Source organism: Arthrobacter sp. KNU40, assembly GCF_051515115.1.
Taxonomy (GTDB): domain Bacteria; phylum Actinomycetota; class Actinomycetes; order Actinomycetales; family Micrococcaceae; genus Arthrobacter.
The window spans coordinates 3,336,086-3,354,678 of record NZ_CP195850.1 but is presented as its reverse complement, the minus strand read 5'-3'; the positions used below and the strand labels follow the sequence as shown (position 1 = coordinate 3,354,678).

Below are 18,593 nucleotides of genomic sequence, written 5' to 3'. Positions count from 1 at the left end.
AAATCAGTGATTGGGTCTTTAGCTCAGCTGGTAGAGCGCCACGTTTACACCGTGGATGTCATCGGTTCGATCCCGGTAGGACCCACCAGGCTAAAAGAGCCCCTGAACTGCGAAAACGCAGCTCAGGGGCTCTTTTCTTTTTCGCGCAGACGTCCCGGACTCCCTGGGGGTCTTCTTCGCCGATCGCGATGCTAAGATGCGTCGCGGAATGGTTTCGGAAATGGACGCAGGTGACGGGTTGAGGGTGGCTGCCGAGCGTCCGAACGCCCGTGCCACAATGAAAGACGTCGCTCGGGTCGCCGGAGTCGGTGTCGGCACGGTCTCCCGTGTCGTCAACGGCAAGTCGAACGTGAGCGAGGAGAGCGTCGCTGCGGTCAACGCTGCGATCGACAGGCTCGGATTCCGCCGCAACGACAGTGCCAGGATGCTCAGAACCGGAGCGACGGCAAGCATTGGGCTGCTGGTCGAGGATGTCGCGGACCCGTTCTTCTCCCTGCTTAACCGCTCGGTGGAGGAGGAGGTCCTGCGCCGCGATTCAGTGCTCCTGACCGCCTCCTCGGACAAAGACCCGGAGCGCGCCCGCAAGATGATCCTCACGTTCTGCGCCCGCCGGGTCGACGGCCTGGTGATTACTCTCCCCGAAGGCGGCGAGGAGGAATACCTGCGTGCGGAGCTCGACGCCGGTACGAGCATGGTCTTCGTCGACCGCCCGCCGCGGGAGCTGGATGTCGACGCCGTGATCGTGGACAACCGCGGCGGCGCGCGCACCGGCGTCGCGCATCTCATCGGCTACGGGCATAGGCGGATCGCTTGCTTCACTGATCGGCCGGACCTTTATACCGCAAGCGAGCGCATCGCCGGCTACCGGGCCGCACTCGAGGAAGCGGGCATCCCTTTCGACCCCGAACTCGTCTACTCCAGCGCGACGACCCGCGACCCGGTGGACGAGCCCCTCGGGCGGATGCTGGCGTCGGATGACCCTCCAACCGCGGTTTTCGCCGGAAACAACCGAACGAGCATCAACGTGATCGGCGCCTTGCGCATTCACAACACCTCGCTGGCCATCGTGGGTTTCGACGATTTCGAACTTGCCGACGTCGTCGTGCCCGGGATCACAGTAGTGGCGCAGGACCCGAAGGCGATGGGACAGATCGCGATGAGGATGCTCTACAAGCGTCTGGATGGCGATGTCTCGCCCTCGCAGACCGTCACGCTGAACACCCGTCTCATCGTGCGGGGCTCGGGAGAGCTGAGCCGCGACGCGGTGCTCGCCGCCCGCTGACGCCAGTTCGGACGCCCCTATAAATCCCCTGGACCGGGCATTCTTCTCGGTCGCTATTTACTTCTCCGGCGTTGACTCGGTCGAGGTGTGCTGAGTAGACTCGGCCGCGTGGAAACGTTTCCACGAGCTGTTGCCCCGTCAGCTCTTGGCGGCGGACAGCAGCGACGAGCGCTGAAGCTCGATGCCCGTGAGTCAGGTCAAGGAGGACACCCCACGATGTCAAGCCCACACGACAGTCCGGCTGTACGCCCACGGATCCTGAGAAGGCCTCGGCGAACGCGGCTCGCGCCGGCCATGGCGGTTGCGGCCGCGCTCGCAATCGGAACTCCGGTCGAAGCATCCGCGGCTCCGACCGTCACCGACCTTTCCAACGAGGTCAACCCGTTCGTTGGAACCGAGAGCGAGGGCAACGCCTATCCGGGGGCGACGCTCCCGTTCGGAATGGTGCAGCTCAGCCCTGACAACACCAACAGCTACGATTCCACGTCGTACAGCAACAACGCCGGTCGCGTGTGGGGATTCAGCCACCGGCACGTCAACAGTGCGGGTTGTCCGGCCGCCGGTGAACTCCTGGTCTCGCCCAGCACCACCGCCACGCCCACCACCTCGAGACGGTTCACCAGCATCCAGTCCGGAAGTGAATCCGCCACAGCCGGTTACTACGGTGTGACTCTCGACAACGCCGTCAAGGTCGATCTCTCGGCCACCACCAGAGTGGGCGCACACCGGTACACCTTCCCGGCTGGCAAGACCTCCAATCTTTCGTTCAACACGGGTCAGACGCTGCGCACTGCCGGCGCGAGTTCGGTCTCCTGGGTCGATGGCACCACCCTCGAGGGCTGGATCGACAACGGTGGGTTCTGTAGCGGAAACGAGAAAAAGTCCCGCTACTACTTCAGTGCCACTTTTGACCGCGCTCCGCTGTCGACCGGCACCTGGGGCAACAACGCCCAGTTCGTCGTCGGCCGGAATTCCAGTGAGGTCACCGACGGCAACAACGGTTTCGTCGCCACTTTCGATACGACGACCGACCGCGATGTCGAGGTGAGCGTCGGGGTCTCGTACGTGAGCGTCGAAGGCGCCCGCGGCAACCGGATCGCCGAGGCGACCGCCGACGGCACGCGGTTGCCGTTTGATCAGATCCGCGCGAAAGCCCGCGACGCCTGGAACGCCGAACTTGGCCGGTTCGACATCACGGCATCCGCCGAGCAGCGCAAGATCTTCTACACCCAGCTATATAAGACCCTGCTGTCGCCGACCATCGGAAGCGACGTCGACGGCCGGTACACAGGAATGGACGCCAAGACGCACACCGCCAATGGCTGGAACTACTACCAGACGTTCTCGCTGTGGGACACATACCGCACGCAGTCGACTTTCCATGCGCTGTTCGCTAAGAACCGCGCCGCCGACATCGTGCGCTCGATGTACCAGGCCCGGGTCGAGGGCGGCTGGTTCCCGCGCTGGTCGCTCGGCTCAGTCGAGACGAACATTATGGCCGGCGACCCGGTCTCGCCCTGGATCGCCGAGAACTTCACGCTCGGGACCGTGCCAGCCGACATCGCCGGCCGGATGTGGGACTACCTCGTCGAGAACGCCACTACGGCGCCACCCGCCGGCGTCGCGTCCGTCGGCCGGCAGAGCGCCGCGTTCTACCTGGCCAACGGCCACATCCCCTATTACCCGGAGTGGGGCGGCGGCCTCGGCGGCCAGTACGAAGAGTACCGTCACGGCGGCTCGGCCACGATGGAGTTCGCCGCGGCGGACGCCAGCATCGGAGCCGCTGCGCAACGGCTTGGGAAGACAGGCCAAGCGGCAGAGTTCCTGGCCCGCGGCACCAACTGGACGAAGCTCTGGAACCCGGAAGTCACACTCAGCGGCGGTTTCAAGGGCATCGTCAACGCCGTCAACCCCGAGGGCCAGTTCGTCTCGGTTCCGGAACGCACGGATGTGACGAGGTCCGGTTTCCACGAGGGAACCCCGTGGCACTACCAGTGGATGGCGACGCAGGACGTGGTCGGTCTGCAGCAGAAGATGGGCGGTCGCGAGGAGTTCGTCAAGCGACTCGACTACTACTTCAACCAGCCGGCCCTCCAGTCCGCTCCGGGGGTCTCTCCGAGCAGCTGGGCTGCGGGTGGCAGCACGTACTACACGAGCATAGGGTACAACCCGGGCAACGAACCGATGATGATGAACCCCTGGCTGTACGGCTCCGTCGGTGAACCGGCCAAGACCAACGACGTGCTCGCGGCCAATCTCAACCGCTTCCCGAACACCCCCGGCGGCGGGGTCGGCAATGATGACCTCGGCACTCTCGCCGCTTGGTATGTGATGGCCTCGCTCGGGATCCAGCCGGTGATGCCCGGCTCGGGGATCATGGCTCTCAACGCCCCCAAGGTTCAGGCCGCCACGATTACCCTCGAGAGCGGTGAAAAACTGCTGATCACTGCTGCAGGCGCGAAAGAGAAGCTTCCGAGTTACATTGCTGGTGTGACCGTGAACGACAAAGTGCACACGGCTGCCTGGGTCGATGTGGACGAGCTCCGGAACGGCGGCCGACTCGACTTCGCACTGTCCGGCACTAAGGCAGGCCTCGACTGGGCGACGGCCCAGAAGGACTGGATCCCGAGTGTTTCCGCGCCGCGCAAGGCCACTCCTGTGATAGTTCCGGGTGCGGACCTGACCGTGATCGCGGGCCGGGAGAAGACCATCGAAGTCGCGCGGGTCACCTTCGCCGGCCCTGCTGCTGAGCCCATCACGGCAACGGTCTCGTGGGCAGGGGGAGACCCGGTCGCGGCAACAGTTACGGAGAAGAACGGCGCGTGGGTGATCAGTTCCACATCGACGTTCGCAGCGGCCGGAACCGTGAGCGGCGTGGTGACTATCGCCAGCGCCACGAACACGCCGCGGTTCTCGCCTGCGCTGTTCGAGCCGAACTCGGCCAACCTCACGCTCGAGGTCACTGCGGCGCCGGTCGATCCACCGGTCGATCCGCCCGTCAATCCGCCCGTCAATCCGCCCGTCGACTCGGGCGTTACCGTGCTTCCGGTGGTCCCCCCGACCACCGGAAGCACCGGCACCACCGTTAAGGCGGCGAGCGGACTGGCCGACACTGGCATGGCCCCAACCGTTTTCTCACTGATGTTCGCGGCTCTCGCCGCCATTGCACTCGGCTCGGCCTTGGTGATTCGCCGCAAGCGAGCGAACGGCTAGGAGGAGCCCCTGAACTGCGGAAACGCAGCTCAGGGGCTCTTTTCCTTTATTCCGGGTTCGTTCGCCTCCAGTGGTTGTGGCCAATCGTTTGGCGGCTCAGAATGGCAGCATGAAAGCATCCGGAGATGCAGCACGTGAGAAGAGGTTGGCGGAAATCGGAACGGCGGTGTTCGCCGCAGCCCCGGCAACCGTCGCCGGTCTGTTGCCATGGGTGGTGACCCGCTGGAAAGTGAAACAGCCCGTGCCGGGCGGACTGGCGGCCCAGTGCGCAGGTGTTCTCCTGATCGGCGTCGGCACGGCGGTGATCACCAATTCTTTTGCGCGGTTCGCCCTTGAAGGATTAGGCACGCCGGCGCCCTTTGCTCCGCCGAAGAACCTTGTTGTCAGCGGTTTCTACAGGTTCGTAAGGAACCCCATCTACGTGGGCATTGGCGCCGCGATCACCGGACAGGGCCTCCTGCTGGGACAGCCGAAGCTGTTCGTCCTGGCGGCTTTGGGCGCAGTTCCCGTGGTGGCCTTCGTCAGGTTATATGAGGAGCCGACGCTGGCACGCAAGTTCGGCGCCGAGTATGAGGACTACCGTGTCAACGTCCCGCGCTGGCTGCCACGGCTCACTCCTTGGCAGCAGAGCTACCGTCGAGCCTGATCCGCTGCCGGAAATTGGAAGAGCTCTCCACCGCGACTATTGGGGGATGCCGCGGTGGAGAGCTCATAGATGAATATACAGAGAATTTTTGGATATGGAAAGGAAGCCGTTCTCCGTTCGGCGCGTCCCATCCCAGAACCAAGCCACTATGATGGTGGTTGTTCAGTGGATTGAACAAGCGTGATTGCCTCGGATCGAAGTTCCGCTGCCCCCGGGTAGCGTTTCTGCCTGGCACGCGCCCACTCTGCGCCAGACGCACGATTGCGAAGGAGAATCATGGCCGATTCCCGCACCCCCCGTTCCGCCGAAGGACTGGGGAGCTCCTCGCCGGCGCCTGCCGTGACCCGCGCGGCCGCGGTCCTGGATGCCTTGGCCGAGGCACCTTCGGGCCGCCTGACACTCAGCGATCTTGCGAGGGAGCTCGGGATTCCGAAGTCTTCCACGTCAAACCTGCTGATGGCTCTTGAAGAAGCCCGGCTTATTACCCGCGAAGGTGCCGACTTTTCACTTGGCCGGAAGCTGGTCGAACTTGGCGCCGCCTATCTCAGCCGGCTCGATGAAGTCCAGGAGTTCTACAAGTTCTGCGAGCAGGCACCAACGCTCTCAGGCGAAACAGTGCGGATTGCGATGATCGACGGCGATCACATCATTTACCTGGCGCGCTACGAAGGGCACCCGGCTGTCCGGCTTACGTCGAACATCGGCGACAAAATGCCGCTTTCCCTGAGCGCCGTCGGGAAGGTTCTCCTGGCCCAGCTTCACGACCATGACATTGAGGCGATGTTCCCGGACGACGTGGAGCTCCCTGTCATGACCCCGAAGTCCCTCCGGAGTGCTGCTGAGCTCAAGGCCCAGGTGGCCGCGATCCGCAAGCAGGGCTATGCCTTGGAGGACGAGGAATCCACGCTCGGCGTGGTGTGCCTTGCCGTGCCCGTCCCTACCCACGGAGCACATGGCCCCAGCCTCGGTCTCTCGGTGACTGCCCTGAAGGCCACTTTTTCCGAGGAACAGGCTGCCCTCATGGTGAAGGAACTCAAGGAGCTCGCCCACTCACTGGGCAACCCGATGGGCTAACTGATGTGCCGCCCGGGCGGGGTCATAATTAAATCTGATTACACCACTTGAAACTTGTACAACGTGCTGTACTCTGTTCACTATAGTGATTCACGCCATGGCGGCTGACACTATCTCGCCAGGCCAACGGGGGTCTGGAGTGTTCTTGAGGGAGTGCTTGTGACAACTCGTACTAAGACAAAGCTTGCTGATATGGACGGCGCGGTAGTTGAGCCGGAACAGCTGCGAAGGGCAACTCTTGCCAGCTCCGTAGGATCCGCCCTGGAGTACTACGACTTCTACATTTATGGCCTGGCTTCGGCTCTGATCTTCGGACCGCTGTTCTTCAAGCCTTTGGGTGAAAGCGGCGCATTGATCGCGTCGTTCGCCACCTATGGCGTTGGATTCGCGGCGCGGCCCTTCGGCGGTATCTTCTTTGGATTCATCGGAGACCGCTTCGGCCGCAAGATGGTCCTCCTGATGACCATCGGCATGATGGGCCTTGCCAGCTTCGCGATCGGCTTGCTGCCGACGTTCGACCAGGCGGGCATGCTCGGGGCTGTCCTGTTGGTGACGCTCCGTATTGTCCAGGGCCTGGGCGCTGGAGCAGAACAGGCAGGCGCAACGACGCTGATCTCCGAAGTCGCTCCGCCCAAGCGCCGCGGCTACTTCGCTTCGCTGCCGTTCGTAGGCATCCAGCTTGGAACCCTCCTCGGCGCCGGCACCTTTGCGCTCATCGGCATGGCCAACAAAAGCGTTCTCGAAGGCTGGCTGTGGCGTGTGCCTTTCCTCGCCAGCATCATTTTGATCGTCGTGGCAGTCTTCATCCGTCTGAAGCTGAAGGAAACCCCGGTGTTCCAGGAGCTTGAGAAGCACAAGAACGTGGTGAAGAACCCCGTCGGCGAGCTCTGGAAGCACTCCAAAAAGAACGTGCTCGTGGGCATCGGTCTCCGCATGGGTGAGAACGGCAACTCCTCGATCTACTCGGCATTGCTCATCTCCTTCATGTCCGTCAAGGAAGGGGTCTTTCCGGGCGACAAGTTCATCGGCCCGGTCGGTCTGCTGATCGCTGCCGGATTTGCCGCCGTCATGGTGGTCACCTTCGGCGCCTTGTCTGACCGTATTGGTCGAGTCAAGGTCTACCGCTACGGGGCCCTGTTCCAAGCGATCTTCGCGATTCCCGCCTTCTACCTGGTGACCCTCGGCAACGTGACCCTTGTCTGGGCCGTCATGGTTGTCGGCATCGCCCTTGGCGTACAGTCCATGCTTGGCCCGCAGTGCCCGCTGCTGCCCGAGCTCTTCGGCTCGCAGTACCGGTTCACCGGTGTGGCATTGAGCCGCGAACTGTCTGCCGTCCTGGCCGGCGGACTCGTGCCCCTGGTTGGCGTCGCACTCCTTGCTGCTACGGGCAACTCCTGGGTGGTCCTGGCGGTCTACTCGCTAGTGCTGGCGCTCATTTCATACATCACCACGTTCTTTACCCCGGAAACAGCCGGCCGCGACCTCCGTTCCTTGGAAGACGCGAAGTAGGCAGTCCCGTACCACGACGTACGCAAGCAGCGGCGGCCCCTTCCGAAATTCGGACGGGGCCGTCGCCTTTTCGTGCCCCCGCCCTGGCGCAACAAACCGGCCACGCACAGCAAAGCGGCCCCTCCGGAAACCGGAGGGGCCGCTTGGATGGCGCTGGGTTGTTGGCCGTTTAGTAGAAGTGCACCGTGTCCACGAGGTGGGGGAGTTCCCCGCCGTCGAGGAAGGTGCGCAGGTTGCTGGCGAAGCGCTCGGCGATGAGGCGGTTCTCGGCCGCGCTCAGTGCCGAGGTGTGCGGAGAGACCATGACCTTGGGATGGTTCCACAACGGGCTGCGCTGGGGGAGCGGCTCGACGGCGAAGACGTCCAGGCAGGCGTAGGAAACCTGGCCGTTGTCCAGGGCTTCGAGGAGCGCCTCCTCGTCAACAACGGTTCCGCGGCCGACGTTGACGAAAACCGTGCCGGGCTTCATTGCCGAGAAGACTTCATGGTTGAAGAGTCTCTCCGTGTACGGCGTGCCGGGGAGGGTGTTGACGACGGCGTCTGCCGTCGCCAGGAGTCCTGCCAGGCCATCGTTGTCCGCGACCTGGTCGATCCCTTCGATCGCTTCGACGTTCCGCTTGGTTCCGCTGACCTTCATGCCGAGTGCGCGGGCGATGCGGGCGGTCTCGAGGCCGATTTCGCCGAGACCCGTGACGACCAGCTTGGAGCCGTTCACCAGCTTGGTGGGGGTCCGCAGCTCGGGCCAGACCTTGGCTGCTTGGTCCTGTGCAAGTTCCGCGCTGCGCTTGAAGCCGTTGAGGATGCCCAGGGCAGCGAACTCTGCCAGGGGAAGAGCATGCACGCCTGCCGACGTGGTGACCTTGAACTTCTGCAAGGTCTCGTTGTCGAGGCCGGAGGCCTTCACGGCGCCACCGGCACCTGCGGCCATGGCGTGGATCCACTGCAGGTGCGGGTTGCTCTGGGCGATGCGGGCCAGGCCGGCCGGATTCTCGTTGGGGAAACCGTAAAGGATCTGGGCCTTGTTCAGCATGGACCAGTAGCGTTCCTCTTGTTCGGGAGTCCGCTTGAAGTCGGGATCCCCGGAGTGGTCGGCCGGGAAGCGTTCCGGAGGAAGAAGCTCGGGTTCGTAGAGCACCGTAATGCTCGGATCTACAGCGCGGATACGCTCCACATGCTCAGCTTCGAGCGGGACTGCGATCGCGATGGTGAGTTCATCAGTCGTCATGGTGTTCATCATACTGAATTGAGGCTAGGATATTGAACAGTTTTTGAAAGATGAACCACAAAGAAGTGAGGTGTATGCGAAAGATGACCGCCAAGACCGCAGGTTTCGTGGGACTCGGGCTTATGGGCTTCCCCATGGCAGCCAATCTGCTCGGCAAGGGCTGGGAGGTGACTGCATGGAACCGTTCCGCAGAAGCGCTCGCCGAGCTGGAGAAGCTCGGCGGAAAACGTTCGGAGTCGGTTGCCGGACTCCGGGACCAACCCGTCATCATTTTCATGCTTCCGGATCTCTCCTACATCAAGGATGCAGCCGCGCCGCTCTTCGACTCATGGCGCTCGGACGCGCCGCTTCAGGGAACCCTGGTCGTCATCATGAGCAGCGTGTCCCCGACCGCCGTCCAGGAATTCGGCCGGACGGTCCACAGCGCGAGTGGCGGGAACGCCGTCGTCGTCGATGCCCCGGTGAGCGGGGGCACCAAGGGTGCCCAGGACGGCACCCTGGCCATCATGGTGGGCGCCAGCGAAGAAGACTTCCAACGCTCGCTTCCCGTGCTCCAATCCATGGGCACCACAGTTCGCCGCATGGGCAACCTGGGTTCCGGTTCACTGGCCAAGGCCTGCAACCAGCTGATCGTCGGGACCACGACGGCGGCGCTCGCGGAGGCCGCCGAACTCGCCGAGCGCTCGGGCATGGACGTCGAAACCCTGTTCGAGGTGCTTTCCGGCGGGCTCGCCGGAAGCCGGGTCCTGGAGATTGTCGGCCCACGACTGGCAGCCAAGGATTACGCGCCCACAGGTCCCGCGAAGTTCATGCTCAAGGACCTCAAGTTCGTGCTCGAAAGCGCCGAAGTGGCCGGTGCCGCCGTCCCGATGGCGACTGCCGGCGCCGAACTCTACCGTGAACTGATTGATCAGGGCCTGGGCGACCGGGACCTCGCAGTTGTCCGCCAGGCCATCGCCAACCTCAGCGACTCGTCCCTAAGCCCTTTGAACTAAGTAAGGAACCAACCATGAGTGGACTCTTTGATCTCACCGGGCGCGTTGCGCTCGTGACCGGATCCAGCCGCGGCATCGGCAACGCGCTGGCCCGCGGATTGGCCGACGCCGGTGCCACCGTTGTCCTCAACGGCATCAATACGGAACGGCTCAAGGGTGCGGAAGCCGCCATGGCGGCGGACTTCGGGCCCGGCCGCATCCACAGCTGCGCGTTCGACGTCACGAGCGATGCAGAAGCGGCCCGCGGCGTTGCCTGGGTCGAGGAGAACGTTGGCCCCCTGGACATCCTCGTCAACAATGCGGGCATCCAGCACCGCGTCCCGATGCTGGACCTGGATGTGAAGGACTGGGAGCGGGTCATCACCACCGACCTGACGAGCGCCTTCCTCGTAGGACGTGAAGCCGCCCGCCACATGATTCCGCGGGGCCGCGGCAAGATCATCAACATCTGCTCCGTGCAGACGGACCTGGCACGCCCCACGATCGCCCCCTATGTCGCAGCCAAAGGTGGACTGCGCAACCTGACGCGCGCCATGACCGCCGAATGGGCGGCCTCCGGCCTTCAGATTAACGGCATCGCCCCGGGGTACATCCATACCGAGATGACCCAGAACCTCGTGGACGATCCCGACTTCAACTCCTGGATTCTAGGCCGGACGCCCGCCCACCGATGGGGCACCGTAGCGGATCTCGCCGGTCCGGCGGTCTGGCTTGCCTCCGAGGCTTCGAACTTCGTCAACGGCCAGACGATCTTCGTCGACGGCGGAATGACGGTGGTCGTCTAATGAGCGGCTTTCAGCTTCCCCAGTCTTCACCCGCGGTTGTGGCCCACGCCGCCGGCGACCTTCGCATCGAGGACATAGCCCTCGTGGTTCCCACCCCTGACCAGGCCGTCGTCGAGATCGCCTACGGTGGCATTTGTGGCTCGGACCTGCACTATTGGCTCCACGGCGCGGCGGGGGAATCGATCCTCAAGGCTCCCATGGTGCTCGGCCACGAAATCGTCGGCACCGTTGTCCAGCAGGCCGCCGATGGCAGCGGCCCGGCAGCCGGAACCGCCGTCGCGGTCCACCCGGCAACCCCGGCCCCGGGTGCCGCCAAGTATCCGGAAGACCGGCCCAACCTCTCCCCGGGCTGCACCTACCTCGGCAGTGCGGCAAGGTACCCGCACACCGACGGCGCCTTCAGCCGCTACGCGACCCTGCCGTCCCGCATGCTCCGGGCCCTTCCGGCCACGCTGGACTTGCGCACGGCGGCGCTTGTGGAGCCGGCCAGCGTTGCATGGCATGCCGTCGCGCGAGCAGGGGACGTGGCCGGAAAGACAGCGCTGGTAATCGGTAGCGGTCCGATCGGCGCACTGGCAATTGCTGTCCTCAAGCGCGCGGGGGCAACCCGGATCGTGGCCGTCGACATGCACGACAAGCCTCTCGAGATCGCGGGTGCAGTGGGCGCCGATGAGGTTCTCAAGGGCGATGACGCCGAGGCAATCGCCGCAGTGGAAGCCGACGTCGTCATCGAGTCCTCGGGCAGCCACTTCGGACTGGCATCGGCCATCAAAGGCGCGGTGCGCGGCGGGAAGGTGGTCATGGTCGGGCTGCTGCCCTCGGGACCGCAGCCGGTCTTCATTTCGCTGGCCATCACCCGCGAGCTCGAATTGCTCGGTTCCTTCCGTTTCAACAACGAGATCGACGAGGTCATTGCGGCGCTCGCGGACGGTTCGCTCTACGTGGACCCTGTAGTGACGCACGAATTCACGCTGGATCGCGGCCTGGAGGCCTTCGAGGTGGCAAGGAACTCTGCCGAATCGGGGAAGGTCCTGCTGAACTTCCAGCCTGTGGCGTAGCCTCCCAGCCCGATCAGCCGATCAGGCGATCAGTCGGGCGGCGCCGGCTCTCGGCCGTCAGCGCCGCTCGACTGGAACAAATACCCGTGGCTGGCCCTCCCAGCCCGGTGACAGGTCCGCGATGGTCTCCCGCATGATGTTGGAGGAGGCCTCGCGGGCCTTGTCGCCGTCTCCGTCCCTGATGCCCTGGGCTACATCCAAATGCCATTGCAGGGCCGCTTCCTTCGGATGTTCCGGCATGAGGCCATGAACTGTCCGGCCGGTGAGTGTCTCCGTGACCTGCCCGATCAGGTTCGCGAACATTTCATTGCCGGAACCGGAAAGCACCAGGGCGTGAAAGCGGATGTCGAGATCCAGGAAGGTGGGCATGTCGCCCGCACGGCCAGCTTCACGCATGGCGAGGGAGATCTCCACCAGTTCGCTGCGCAGGGACTCCGGGGCGTTTTCCGCGGCCAGTTCTGCCGCTACGGGCTCGACGGCGGAGCGGAGTTCGGCGAGGGACCGCAACTGAGCGCCGCGGCCTTCTCCGGCCAGCCGCCAGCGGATGACCAGCGGATCGAAGGGATTCCAGCGGTGCGCGGGAAGGACCCTGATGCCAACTCGCTTGATGGTTTCCACCAGTCCCAGGGACTGCAGTACCCTGACGGCCTCACGTACCACCGACCGGGACACTTTGAGTTCCTCCTCAAGGTGCTCAGCCAACATGACGTGACCGGTGGGGAGCTTACCGCCGACGATCCGGGTACCCAGGTGCTCGACAGCGCGGTAGTGGAGACTGGTTGACATAGTCGTAAGCATAGTGGCGTTGACCGCTCCGCCACCGGAAGCCCCGGGCGTCGGCGAACTCCCCACAGTACGGGCTCGCAACATAGACTCTTTTGTGACGCGGACGTTTCCAAAACGTGGGCGCAACTTTCCCAGACGTGGTCCGAATACGTATGGTTTATTCCAGCTACTGCTCTAGAAAGCGTTTCCTCGCTCCTAGCAGGACTCGATGCACAAGAATGAATTGGAGTTTTGATGTCAGCACACATCGGTGTCACCGGCCTCGCGGTGATGGGCGCCAATCTGGCCCGCAACCTGGCCCGCAACGGCTTCACCGTTGCCCTCCACAACCGCTCCGTCGAAAAGACCGACGCCCTGCTGGCCAAGCACGGCACGGACGGCGACTTCATCCGCACGGAAACCCTCCAGGAACTCGTGGACTCCCTCGAGAAGCCCCGCCGTGTCCTGATCATGGTGAAGGCCGGCAAGCCGGTTGACGCCGTCATCGACCAGCTCGTTCCCTTGCTGGAGCCCGGCGACATCGTGATCGACGCCGGTAACTCGCACTACGAGGACACCCGCCGTCGCGAATCGGCGCTGGCCGAGAAGGACCTGCACTTCGTGGGCGTCGGTGTTTCCGGCGGCGAAGAGGGCGCCCTCAACGGCCCTTCCATCATGCCCGGTGGTTCCAAGGAGTCCTACGACGCCTTGGGTCCGCTGCTCGAGAAGATCTCAGCCAAGGTTGACGGCAAGCCCTGCTGCGCCTGGATCGGCACCGACGGCGCCGGACACTTCGTCAAGATGGTCCACAACGGCATCGAATACGCCGACATGCAGGTCATCGGTGAAGCCTTCGATCTCCTGCGCTCCGGCGCCGGCATCGAGCCGGCCGAGCAGTCCAAGATCTTCGCCGAATGGAACAAGGGCGAACTCGCTTCCTTCCTGATCGAAATCTCCGCAGAGGTCCTTGGGCACGTTGACGCCAAGACGGGCAAGCCGTTCGTCGACGTCGTCGTCGACGCTGCCGGCCAGAAGGGCACCGGCCGCTGGACAGTCATCTCCGCCCTCGAGCTGGGCTCCCCGGTTTCGGGCATCGCAGAGTCCGTCTTCGCGCGGGCCCTGTCTTCCCAGGCAGAACAGCGCAAGCTTGGCCAGGAACTGCTCGCCGGCGAGGAAATCGCCGTCGAGGTCCCCGAGAACTTCGTCGAGGACGTCCGCCAGGCGCTTTACGCTTCCAAGCTGGTTTCGTACGCACAGGGCCTGGACATGCTGACTTCCGCCGCGAAGGAATACGGCTGGGACCTCAAGCTCGATGAAATCGCTTCGCTGTGGCGCGGCGGCTGCATCATCCGCGCCGAGCTGCTCAAGGAAATCACCAACGCCTACGCAGCCGAGGAGAAGCCGGCCAACCTGCTGTTCGCCCCGGCCTTCACCAAGGCGATCGCCGGTGCGCTGCCGGCATGGCGCCGCGTGGTGGCAACGGCTGTCCAGCTGGGCATCCCGGTTCCCGTGTTCTCCTCGTCGCTGGCCTACTACGACGGACTTCGCCGCAAGCGCCTCGCTGCGGCAGTCATCCAGGGCCAGCGTGACCTCTTCGGTGCGCACACCTACGGCCGCGTCGACGCCGAGGGCACTTTCCACACCCTGTGGGGCGAAGACAAGTCCGAGATCTCGGCAGTCGACACGCACTAAGATTGGGGCAGGCCCTTTCGTGTCGACTCCAAGCCACGTAGGTAAGGACTGACCCTGCTGCCCCACAGATTGGGGCAGGCCCTTTCGTGTCGACTCCGTCGCCACGTAGGGACCCTGCTGCCCCACTCTTGCCTGCTCCACTCTGTTCAAGTCAAAGGCCGGTGCTTCCGCGTTACTGTGGAGGCGCCGGCCTTTGCCGTAGGTACGGCCTGAAGGAAAACACCACCCGTCACACGAGGAGCAGTCCATGCCGCAACGCGTCGCATTTGTCACAGGTGCGTCAACCGGAATCGGTTTCGAAGCCGCCATCAAGCTCAGCAAGGCAGGAATGGTCGTGTACGCGGGGGCGCGGCGGGTCGAAAAGATGGAGCCGCTCAAAGCCCACGGAATCAAGGTGTGGTCACTGGACGTCACCGAGGACGACTCGATGAAGGCCGCCGTGGACCTTGTCCTGGCCGAGCAGGGGCGGATCGACATACTGGTCAACAACGCCGGATACGGGTCCTACGGTTCCTTGGAAGAGGTTCCGCTGGATGAGGGCCGGCGCCAGTTCGAGGTCAACGTCTTCGGTCTCGCCCGGATGGCCCAGCTGGTGATTCCCGTAATGCGTGCGGCGGCTTCCGGCAGGATCATCAACGTGTCCTCGATAGGCGGCAAAATGTATGAGCCCTTGGGCGCTTGGTACCACGCGACAAAATTCGCCGTCGAGGGCCTCAGTGACTCCCTCCGCCTGGAACTGAAGCCCCATGGCATCGATGTGGCAATCATCGAGCCCGCGGGCACGGACACGGAATGGGGAACCATCGCGGGGGAGAGCCTGCTGACGGTCTCAGGACATGGACCGTATCGCGAGCAGGCCGGGATCGTGGCGGCCGCCCTGGCATCGACGTCGGGAACCGCTCTTTCGACGCACCCCCGTACCGTGGCGCGCGCCATAGTCCATGCGGCGACCTCGCGAAGGCCCAGGACCCGATACCCGGTGGGCAGGGGAGCCTGGACCATTCTGGCCATGCGGAGGGTGCTTCCCGACCGGGTCTTCGACACAGTTTTCTGGAACGCCTACAAACGCTTTTCCGGCTAGATCCGGTACTCGATGTAGTACTCGGCGGGATCGACAGCGGGTTTCGTTTCGCTCTTGGCATCACGGTGCCGCCACGTTGCCGGAACGCCGGTGATGATCGACTCAGGCGGTGCGTCCTTGACCACGACGGCGTTCGCGCCTATTGCGCTGTCGGCGCCTATGGTGATGGGACCAAGGACCTTGGCCCCGGCTCCGATGGTGACCCGATCTCCGATGGTGGGGTGGCGCTTGACCTTTGCCAAGGAACGGCCGCCCAACGTCACGCCGTGGTAGATCATCACGTCCTCGCCGATCTCGGCTGTCTCACCGATGACCACACCCATGCCGTGGTCAATGAAGAACCTGCGGCCGATGGTCGCGCCGGGGTGGATCTCGATGCCGGTCAGGAAGCGGGCAAGCTGCGAAATGAGCCGTGCGGGGAACCGCAGCTCGGGGTTTTGCCACAATTTGTGCGTCAGGCGATGCGCCCAGATGGCATGCAGGCCGGAGTAGGCAAAAAAGTTCTCAAAGGAGCCTCGGGCCGCCGGGTCGTGTGACCGGGCGGCCTCGAGGTCCTCCATAAGTCTTGCGAAGAAGCTCACAAAGACCTTTCTACAGGAAATGAAAGAAAGCGGTTGCGCGGGGTCCGCAATCAGCCGCGAATGTCGTCAAAAAGCACCGTGGAGATGTAACGTTCGCCGAAGTCGGGAACGATTGCCACGATGAGCTTGTCCTTGTTCTCCGGACGCTTCGCGAGCTCCAGCGCACCCCAGACGGCCGCGCCGGCCGAGATGCCGCCCAGGATGCCTTCCTTGGTGCCGAGGGCGCGTGCGGTGGCAACGGAGTCCTCGAGGGTTGCGTCGAGAACCTCGTCGTAGACGTTGGTGTCCAGGATTTCCGGGATGAAGTTCGCGCCAAGGCCCTGGATCTTGTGCGGGCCGGGGGCGCCGCCGTTCAGGATGGGGGAGTCCTTGGGCTCAACGGCCACGATCTGGATTTCGGGCTTGCGCTCCTTCAGGACCTGCCCAACGCCGGTGATGGTGCCGCCCGTGCCGACGCCGCCGACGAAGATGTCCACGCCACCGTCGGTGTCTGCCCAGATTTCCTCGGCCGTGGTGGTGCGGTGGATCTCCGGGTTTGCCTCGTTGGCGAACTGCTGGGCCCAGACAGAGTTCTCCGTGTTGGCCACGATTTCCTGGGCCTTCTCGACGGCGCCCCGCATGCCTTCCGAGCCGGGGGTCAGGACAATCTCAGCACCGTAGGCGCGCAGCATAACACGGCGCTCGGTGGACATGGTTTCCGGCATGGTCAGAATGACTTTGTAACCACGCGCTGCGCCGACCAAAGCCAGCGCGATGCCGGTGTTGCCGGAGGTTCCCTCGACGATGGTGCCGCCCGGCTTCAGCGCACCGGACTTCTCGGCGGCGTCGACGATCGCGACGCCGATACGGTCCTTGACGCTATTGGCGGGGTTGTAGAACTCGAGCTTCACGGCAACCGTGGCGTCCAAGCCTTCGGTGAGCCTGTTCAAGCGGACCAGGGGGGTTCCGCCGATCAGCTGGGTGACGTCGTCGTAGATCCGTGCCATGTAATCATGCCTATTCTCTGAATTCGCTGAAATAGCTACTGCTGAGGTCAGCCTAACGAGCGGTGCTACACGCTGCTACGCGCGGAGCCACGAAGAGTAATATTTCCGGGCCTTGGCGAGCTTCGGGTTAATGATCACCTGGCAATAGCCTTGTTCCGGGAACTTGGCGTAGTAGTCCTGGTGGATGGACTCCGCTTCGTAGAATTCCGGCAGCCTGCTGACCTCGGTCACAATCGGTTTGGACCACAGTTCCTGGTTCCGCAGGATGGCTTCCTCGAAGAGGATCTTTTCTTCCGTGGTGGTGTAGAACATCGAGGAACGGTACTGGGTTCCGACGTCGTAGCCCTGGCGGTTGAGCGTGGTGGGATCATGCAGAGCAAAGAACATGTCAAGGATGATGTCCGCCGGGACGATGTCCTCGTCGAAAGTCACGGCGACGACCTCCGCGTGGCCCGTCATTCCGGAGCAGACATCGTAATAGTCAGGGTTGCGGATGTGCCCGCCCGTGTAGCCGGAAACCACGGAACTGACGCCCTTGGTCTTCTGATAGACGGCGTCGAGGCACCAGAAGCAGCCTCCACCAAGTACAAAAGTTTTCATGATCTCTTCAATGGCTGGGAGTCCCGGATGATTCCCGCACAACCTTACGGGACTGTGACGGCGCAGACCCGGCCAGTGGCAACAATCTCGAACAGCCCGGTACCCGCAGGCGCGACTTGGCCGCCGGATGCGCAAGAATGTAATGCATGGAAGCTGTGAACACCGCGGTTGCAGATACAGGATCCGGCGAAGAACCGGAGAATGGTGCAGCCGGAACTCCAAGAGCCAGCACCCCTACGCTCGGTCAGGTCCTCTTGGCAGTGGAGGAGCTCTGGCCGGAATCGCTCGCCGAGGAATGGGACGAGGTAGGGCTCGTAGTCGGACGGCCCACCGCCACCGTCACCAAGGTCATGTTCGCTGTGGATCCGACCCTCGCCGCCATTGAAGAAGCCATCGAATGGGGCGCCGAGCTCCTCGTCACGCATCATCCTTTGCTGCTCAAGGGCGTCACCTCCGTTGCTGCAACCACCGCCAAAGGCCTCGCTGTCCACCGGCTCATTGAGTCAGGTACCGGGCTGCTGACCGTACACACGAACGGGGACTCCGCCGTCGGAGGCGTTTCCGATGTCCTGGCCGACGCGTTCGGGCTGGACAACGTTGTCCCGCTGGCTCCTGCGGCACACGGCTTGCCTGAAGAGGGGATCGGCCGGGTCGGCGACCTGCCCGAACTCATGACCTTGGGAGACTTCGCCGCGCGGGTATTCGAGATCCTGCCCTCAGTGGCTGGCGGCGTGCGGGTCGCCGGAGACAAGGATGGACTCGTGCGGCGTGTGGCCGTTTGCGGCGGAGCCGGAGACAGTCTCTTCGACGCCGTCCGCGCCAGCCAGGCGGACATCTACGTCACCGCGGATATGCGGCACCACCCTGCATCCGAGGCCCGCGAAGCTGCCGTTGATGGCAGGCCGTACCTCGTTGACGTGTCGCACTTCGCGAGCGAGTGGCTGTGGCTGCCCGCCGCGGCCGAAGCGCTCGGCAACGTGCTCGCGGACCAGGGTCACGACGTCGAGATCCGGGTGGCTTCCACCAACAGCGATCCGTGGGACTTCATTCTGACTCCCGGCTAAGCCTGGCGTGCAAGGGAGCGTAGCGAGGCAGGCGAGC

16 protein-coding genes and 1 tRNA gene are annotated in these 18,593 nt (G+C 63.7%); 12 read left to right on the top strand and 5 right to left on the bottom strand.

The window, feature by feature from the left end; translation table 11 throughout:
• Window positions 1-12 precede the first annotated feature (12 nt).
• From ACSKT0_RS15450 to ACSKT0_RS15425, 6 genes are all read left to right on the top strand, one after another.
• A tRNA-Val gene (locus tag ACSKT0_RS15450) sits at window positions 13-88 on the top strand.
• A gap of 132 nt (window positions 89-220) precedes the next feature.
• Complete coding sequence (locus ACSKT0_RS15445; protein WP_437770583.1) at window positions 221-1,282, top strand: LacI family DNA-binding transcriptional regulator; 1,062 nt, start codon at window positions 221-223, stop codon at window positions 1,280-1,282.
• A gap of 216 nt (window positions 1,283-1,498) precedes the next feature.
• The gene (locus ACSKT0_RS15440) at window positions 1,499-4,495 is read left to right on the top strand and encodes a GH92 family glycosyl hydrolase (protein ID WP_437770582.1); all 2,997 of its coding nucleotides are present in this window, start codon (window positions 1,499-1,501) and stop codon (window positions 4,493-4,495) included.
• A gap of 109 nt (window positions 4,496-4,604) precedes the next feature.
• Complete coding sequence (locus tag ACSKT0_RS15435) at window positions 4,605-5,141, top strand: methyltransferase family protein (RefSeq protein WP_437770581.1); 537 nt, start codon at window positions 4,605-4,607, stop codon at window positions 5,139-5,141.
• 276 nt (window positions 5,142-5,417) lie between these two features.
• A complete protein-coding gene (locus ACSKT0_RS15430; RefSeq protein ID WP_437770580.1) occupies window positions 5,418-6,215 on the top strand; it encodes an IclR family transcriptional regulator in 798 nt (265 codons plus the stop codon).
• 153 nt (window positions 6,216-6,368) lie between these two features.
• Window positions 6,369-7,724: an MFS transporter gene (locus ACSKT0_RS15425; RefSeq protein WP_437770579.1), complete on the top strand. Its 1,356-nt coding sequence runs from the start codon at window positions 6,369-6,371 to the stop codon at window positions 7,722-7,724.
• Between the two features lie 169 nt (window positions 7,725-7,893).
• Here the strand turns inward: ACSKT0_RS15425 and ACSKT0_RS15420 are convergent, their stop codons facing one another.
• Entirely contained in the window at window positions 7,894-8,961 is a 1,068-nt protein-coding gene (locus ACSKT0_RS15420; RefSeq protein ID WP_437770578.1) for a D-2-hydroxyacid dehydrogenase, read from the bottom strand.
• 71 nt (window positions 8,962-9,032) lie between these two features.
• Between ACSKT0_RS15420 and ACSKT0_RS15415 the strand changes: the two genes are divergently transcribed.
• From ACSKT0_RS15415 to ACSKT0_RS15405, 3 genes are read left to right on the top strand one after another with little or no spacing between them, the layout of a single operon-like run.
• Window positions 9,033-9,944, top strand: coding sequence for an NAD(P)-dependent oxidoreductase (locus tag ACSKT0_RS15415; protein ID WP_437774046.1), 912 nt, complete (start codon window positions 9,033-9,035; stop codon window positions 9,942-9,944).
• Between the two features lie 14 nt (window positions 9,945-9,958).
• Entirely contained in the window at window positions 9,959-10,729 is a 771-nt protein-coding gene (locus ACSKT0_RS15410; RefSeq protein WP_437770577.1) for an SDR family oxidoreductase, read from the top strand.
• On the top strand, window positions 10,729-11,787 hold the full coding sequence (locus tag ACSKT0_RS15405; RefSeq protein WP_437770576.1) for an L-idonate 5-dehydrogenase: 1,059 nt from the start codon (window positions 10,729-10,731) through the stop codon (window positions 11,785-11,787). Before ACSKT0_RS15410 ends, ACSKT0_RS15405 begins: the two co-directional genes overlap by 1 nt.
• Before the next feature lie 57 nt (window positions 11,788-11,844).
• Here ACSKT0_RS15405 and ACSKT0_RS15400 read toward each other — a convergent pair whose 3' ends face one another.
• The gene (locus tag ACSKT0_RS15400) at window positions 11,845-12,573 is read right to left on the bottom strand and encodes a FadR/GntR family transcriptional regulator (protein WP_437770575.1); all 729 of its coding nucleotides are present in this window, start codon (window positions 12,571-12,573) and stop codon (window positions 11,845-11,847) included.
• 234 nt (window positions 12,574-12,807) lie between these two features.
• On the opposite strand from ACSKT0_RS15400, the gene gndA reads away from it, so the two are divergent.
• Together gndA and ACSKT0_RS15390 are read left to right on the top strand one after the other, a co-directional pair.
• A complete protein-coding gene (gndA, locus tag ACSKT0_RS15395; RefSeq protein WP_437770574.1) occupies window positions 12,808-14,244 on the top strand; it encodes an NADP-dependent phosphogluconate dehydrogenase in 1,437 nt (478 codons plus the stop codon).
• Between the two features lie 247 nt (window positions 14,245-14,491).
• Window positions 14,492-15,325, top strand: a complete 834-nt coding sequence (locus ACSKT0_RS15390; protein WP_437770573.1) for an oxidoreductase — start codon at window positions 14,492-14,494, stop codon at window positions 15,323-15,325.
• Here the strand turns inward: ACSKT0_RS15390 and epsC are convergent.
• From epsC to msrA, 3 genes are all read right to left on the bottom strand, one after another.
• Window positions 15,322-15,906: a serine O-acetyltransferase EpsC gene (gene epsC, locus ACSKT0_RS15385; RefSeq protein ID WP_059387763.1), complete on the bottom strand. Its 585-nt coding sequence runs from the start codon at window positions 15,904-15,906 to the stop codon at window positions 15,322-15,324. The genes ACSKT0_RS15390 and epsC overlap by 4 nt on opposite strands.
• A gap of 50 nt (window positions 15,907-15,956) precedes the next feature.
• Window positions 15,957-16,892: a cysteine synthase A gene (gene cysK, locus ACSKT0_RS15380; protein ID WP_234749924.1), complete on the bottom strand. Its 936-nt coding sequence runs from the start codon at window positions 16,890-16,892 to the stop codon at window positions 15,957-15,959.
• A gap of 75 nt (window positions 16,893-16,967) precedes the next feature.
• Window positions 16,968-17,492 (bottom strand): peptide-methionine (S)-S-oxide reductase MsrA, encoded by a 525-nt coding sequence (gene msrA / locus ACSKT0_RS15375; protein ID WP_437770572.1) that lies wholly within the window; start codon window positions 17,490-17,492, stop codon window positions 16,968-16,970.
• Window positions 17,493-17,638: 146 nt separating this feature from the next.
• On the opposite strand from msrA, the gene ACSKT0_RS15370 reads away from it, so the two are divergent.
• Window positions 17,639-18,556, top strand: a complete 918-nt coding sequence (locus ACSKT0_RS15370; RefSeq protein ID WP_437770571.1) for a Nif3-like dinuclear metal center hexameric protein — start codon at window positions 17,639-17,641, stop codon at window positions 18,554-18,556.
• The last annotated feature ends 37 nt before the right edge of the window (window positions 18,557-18,593 follow it).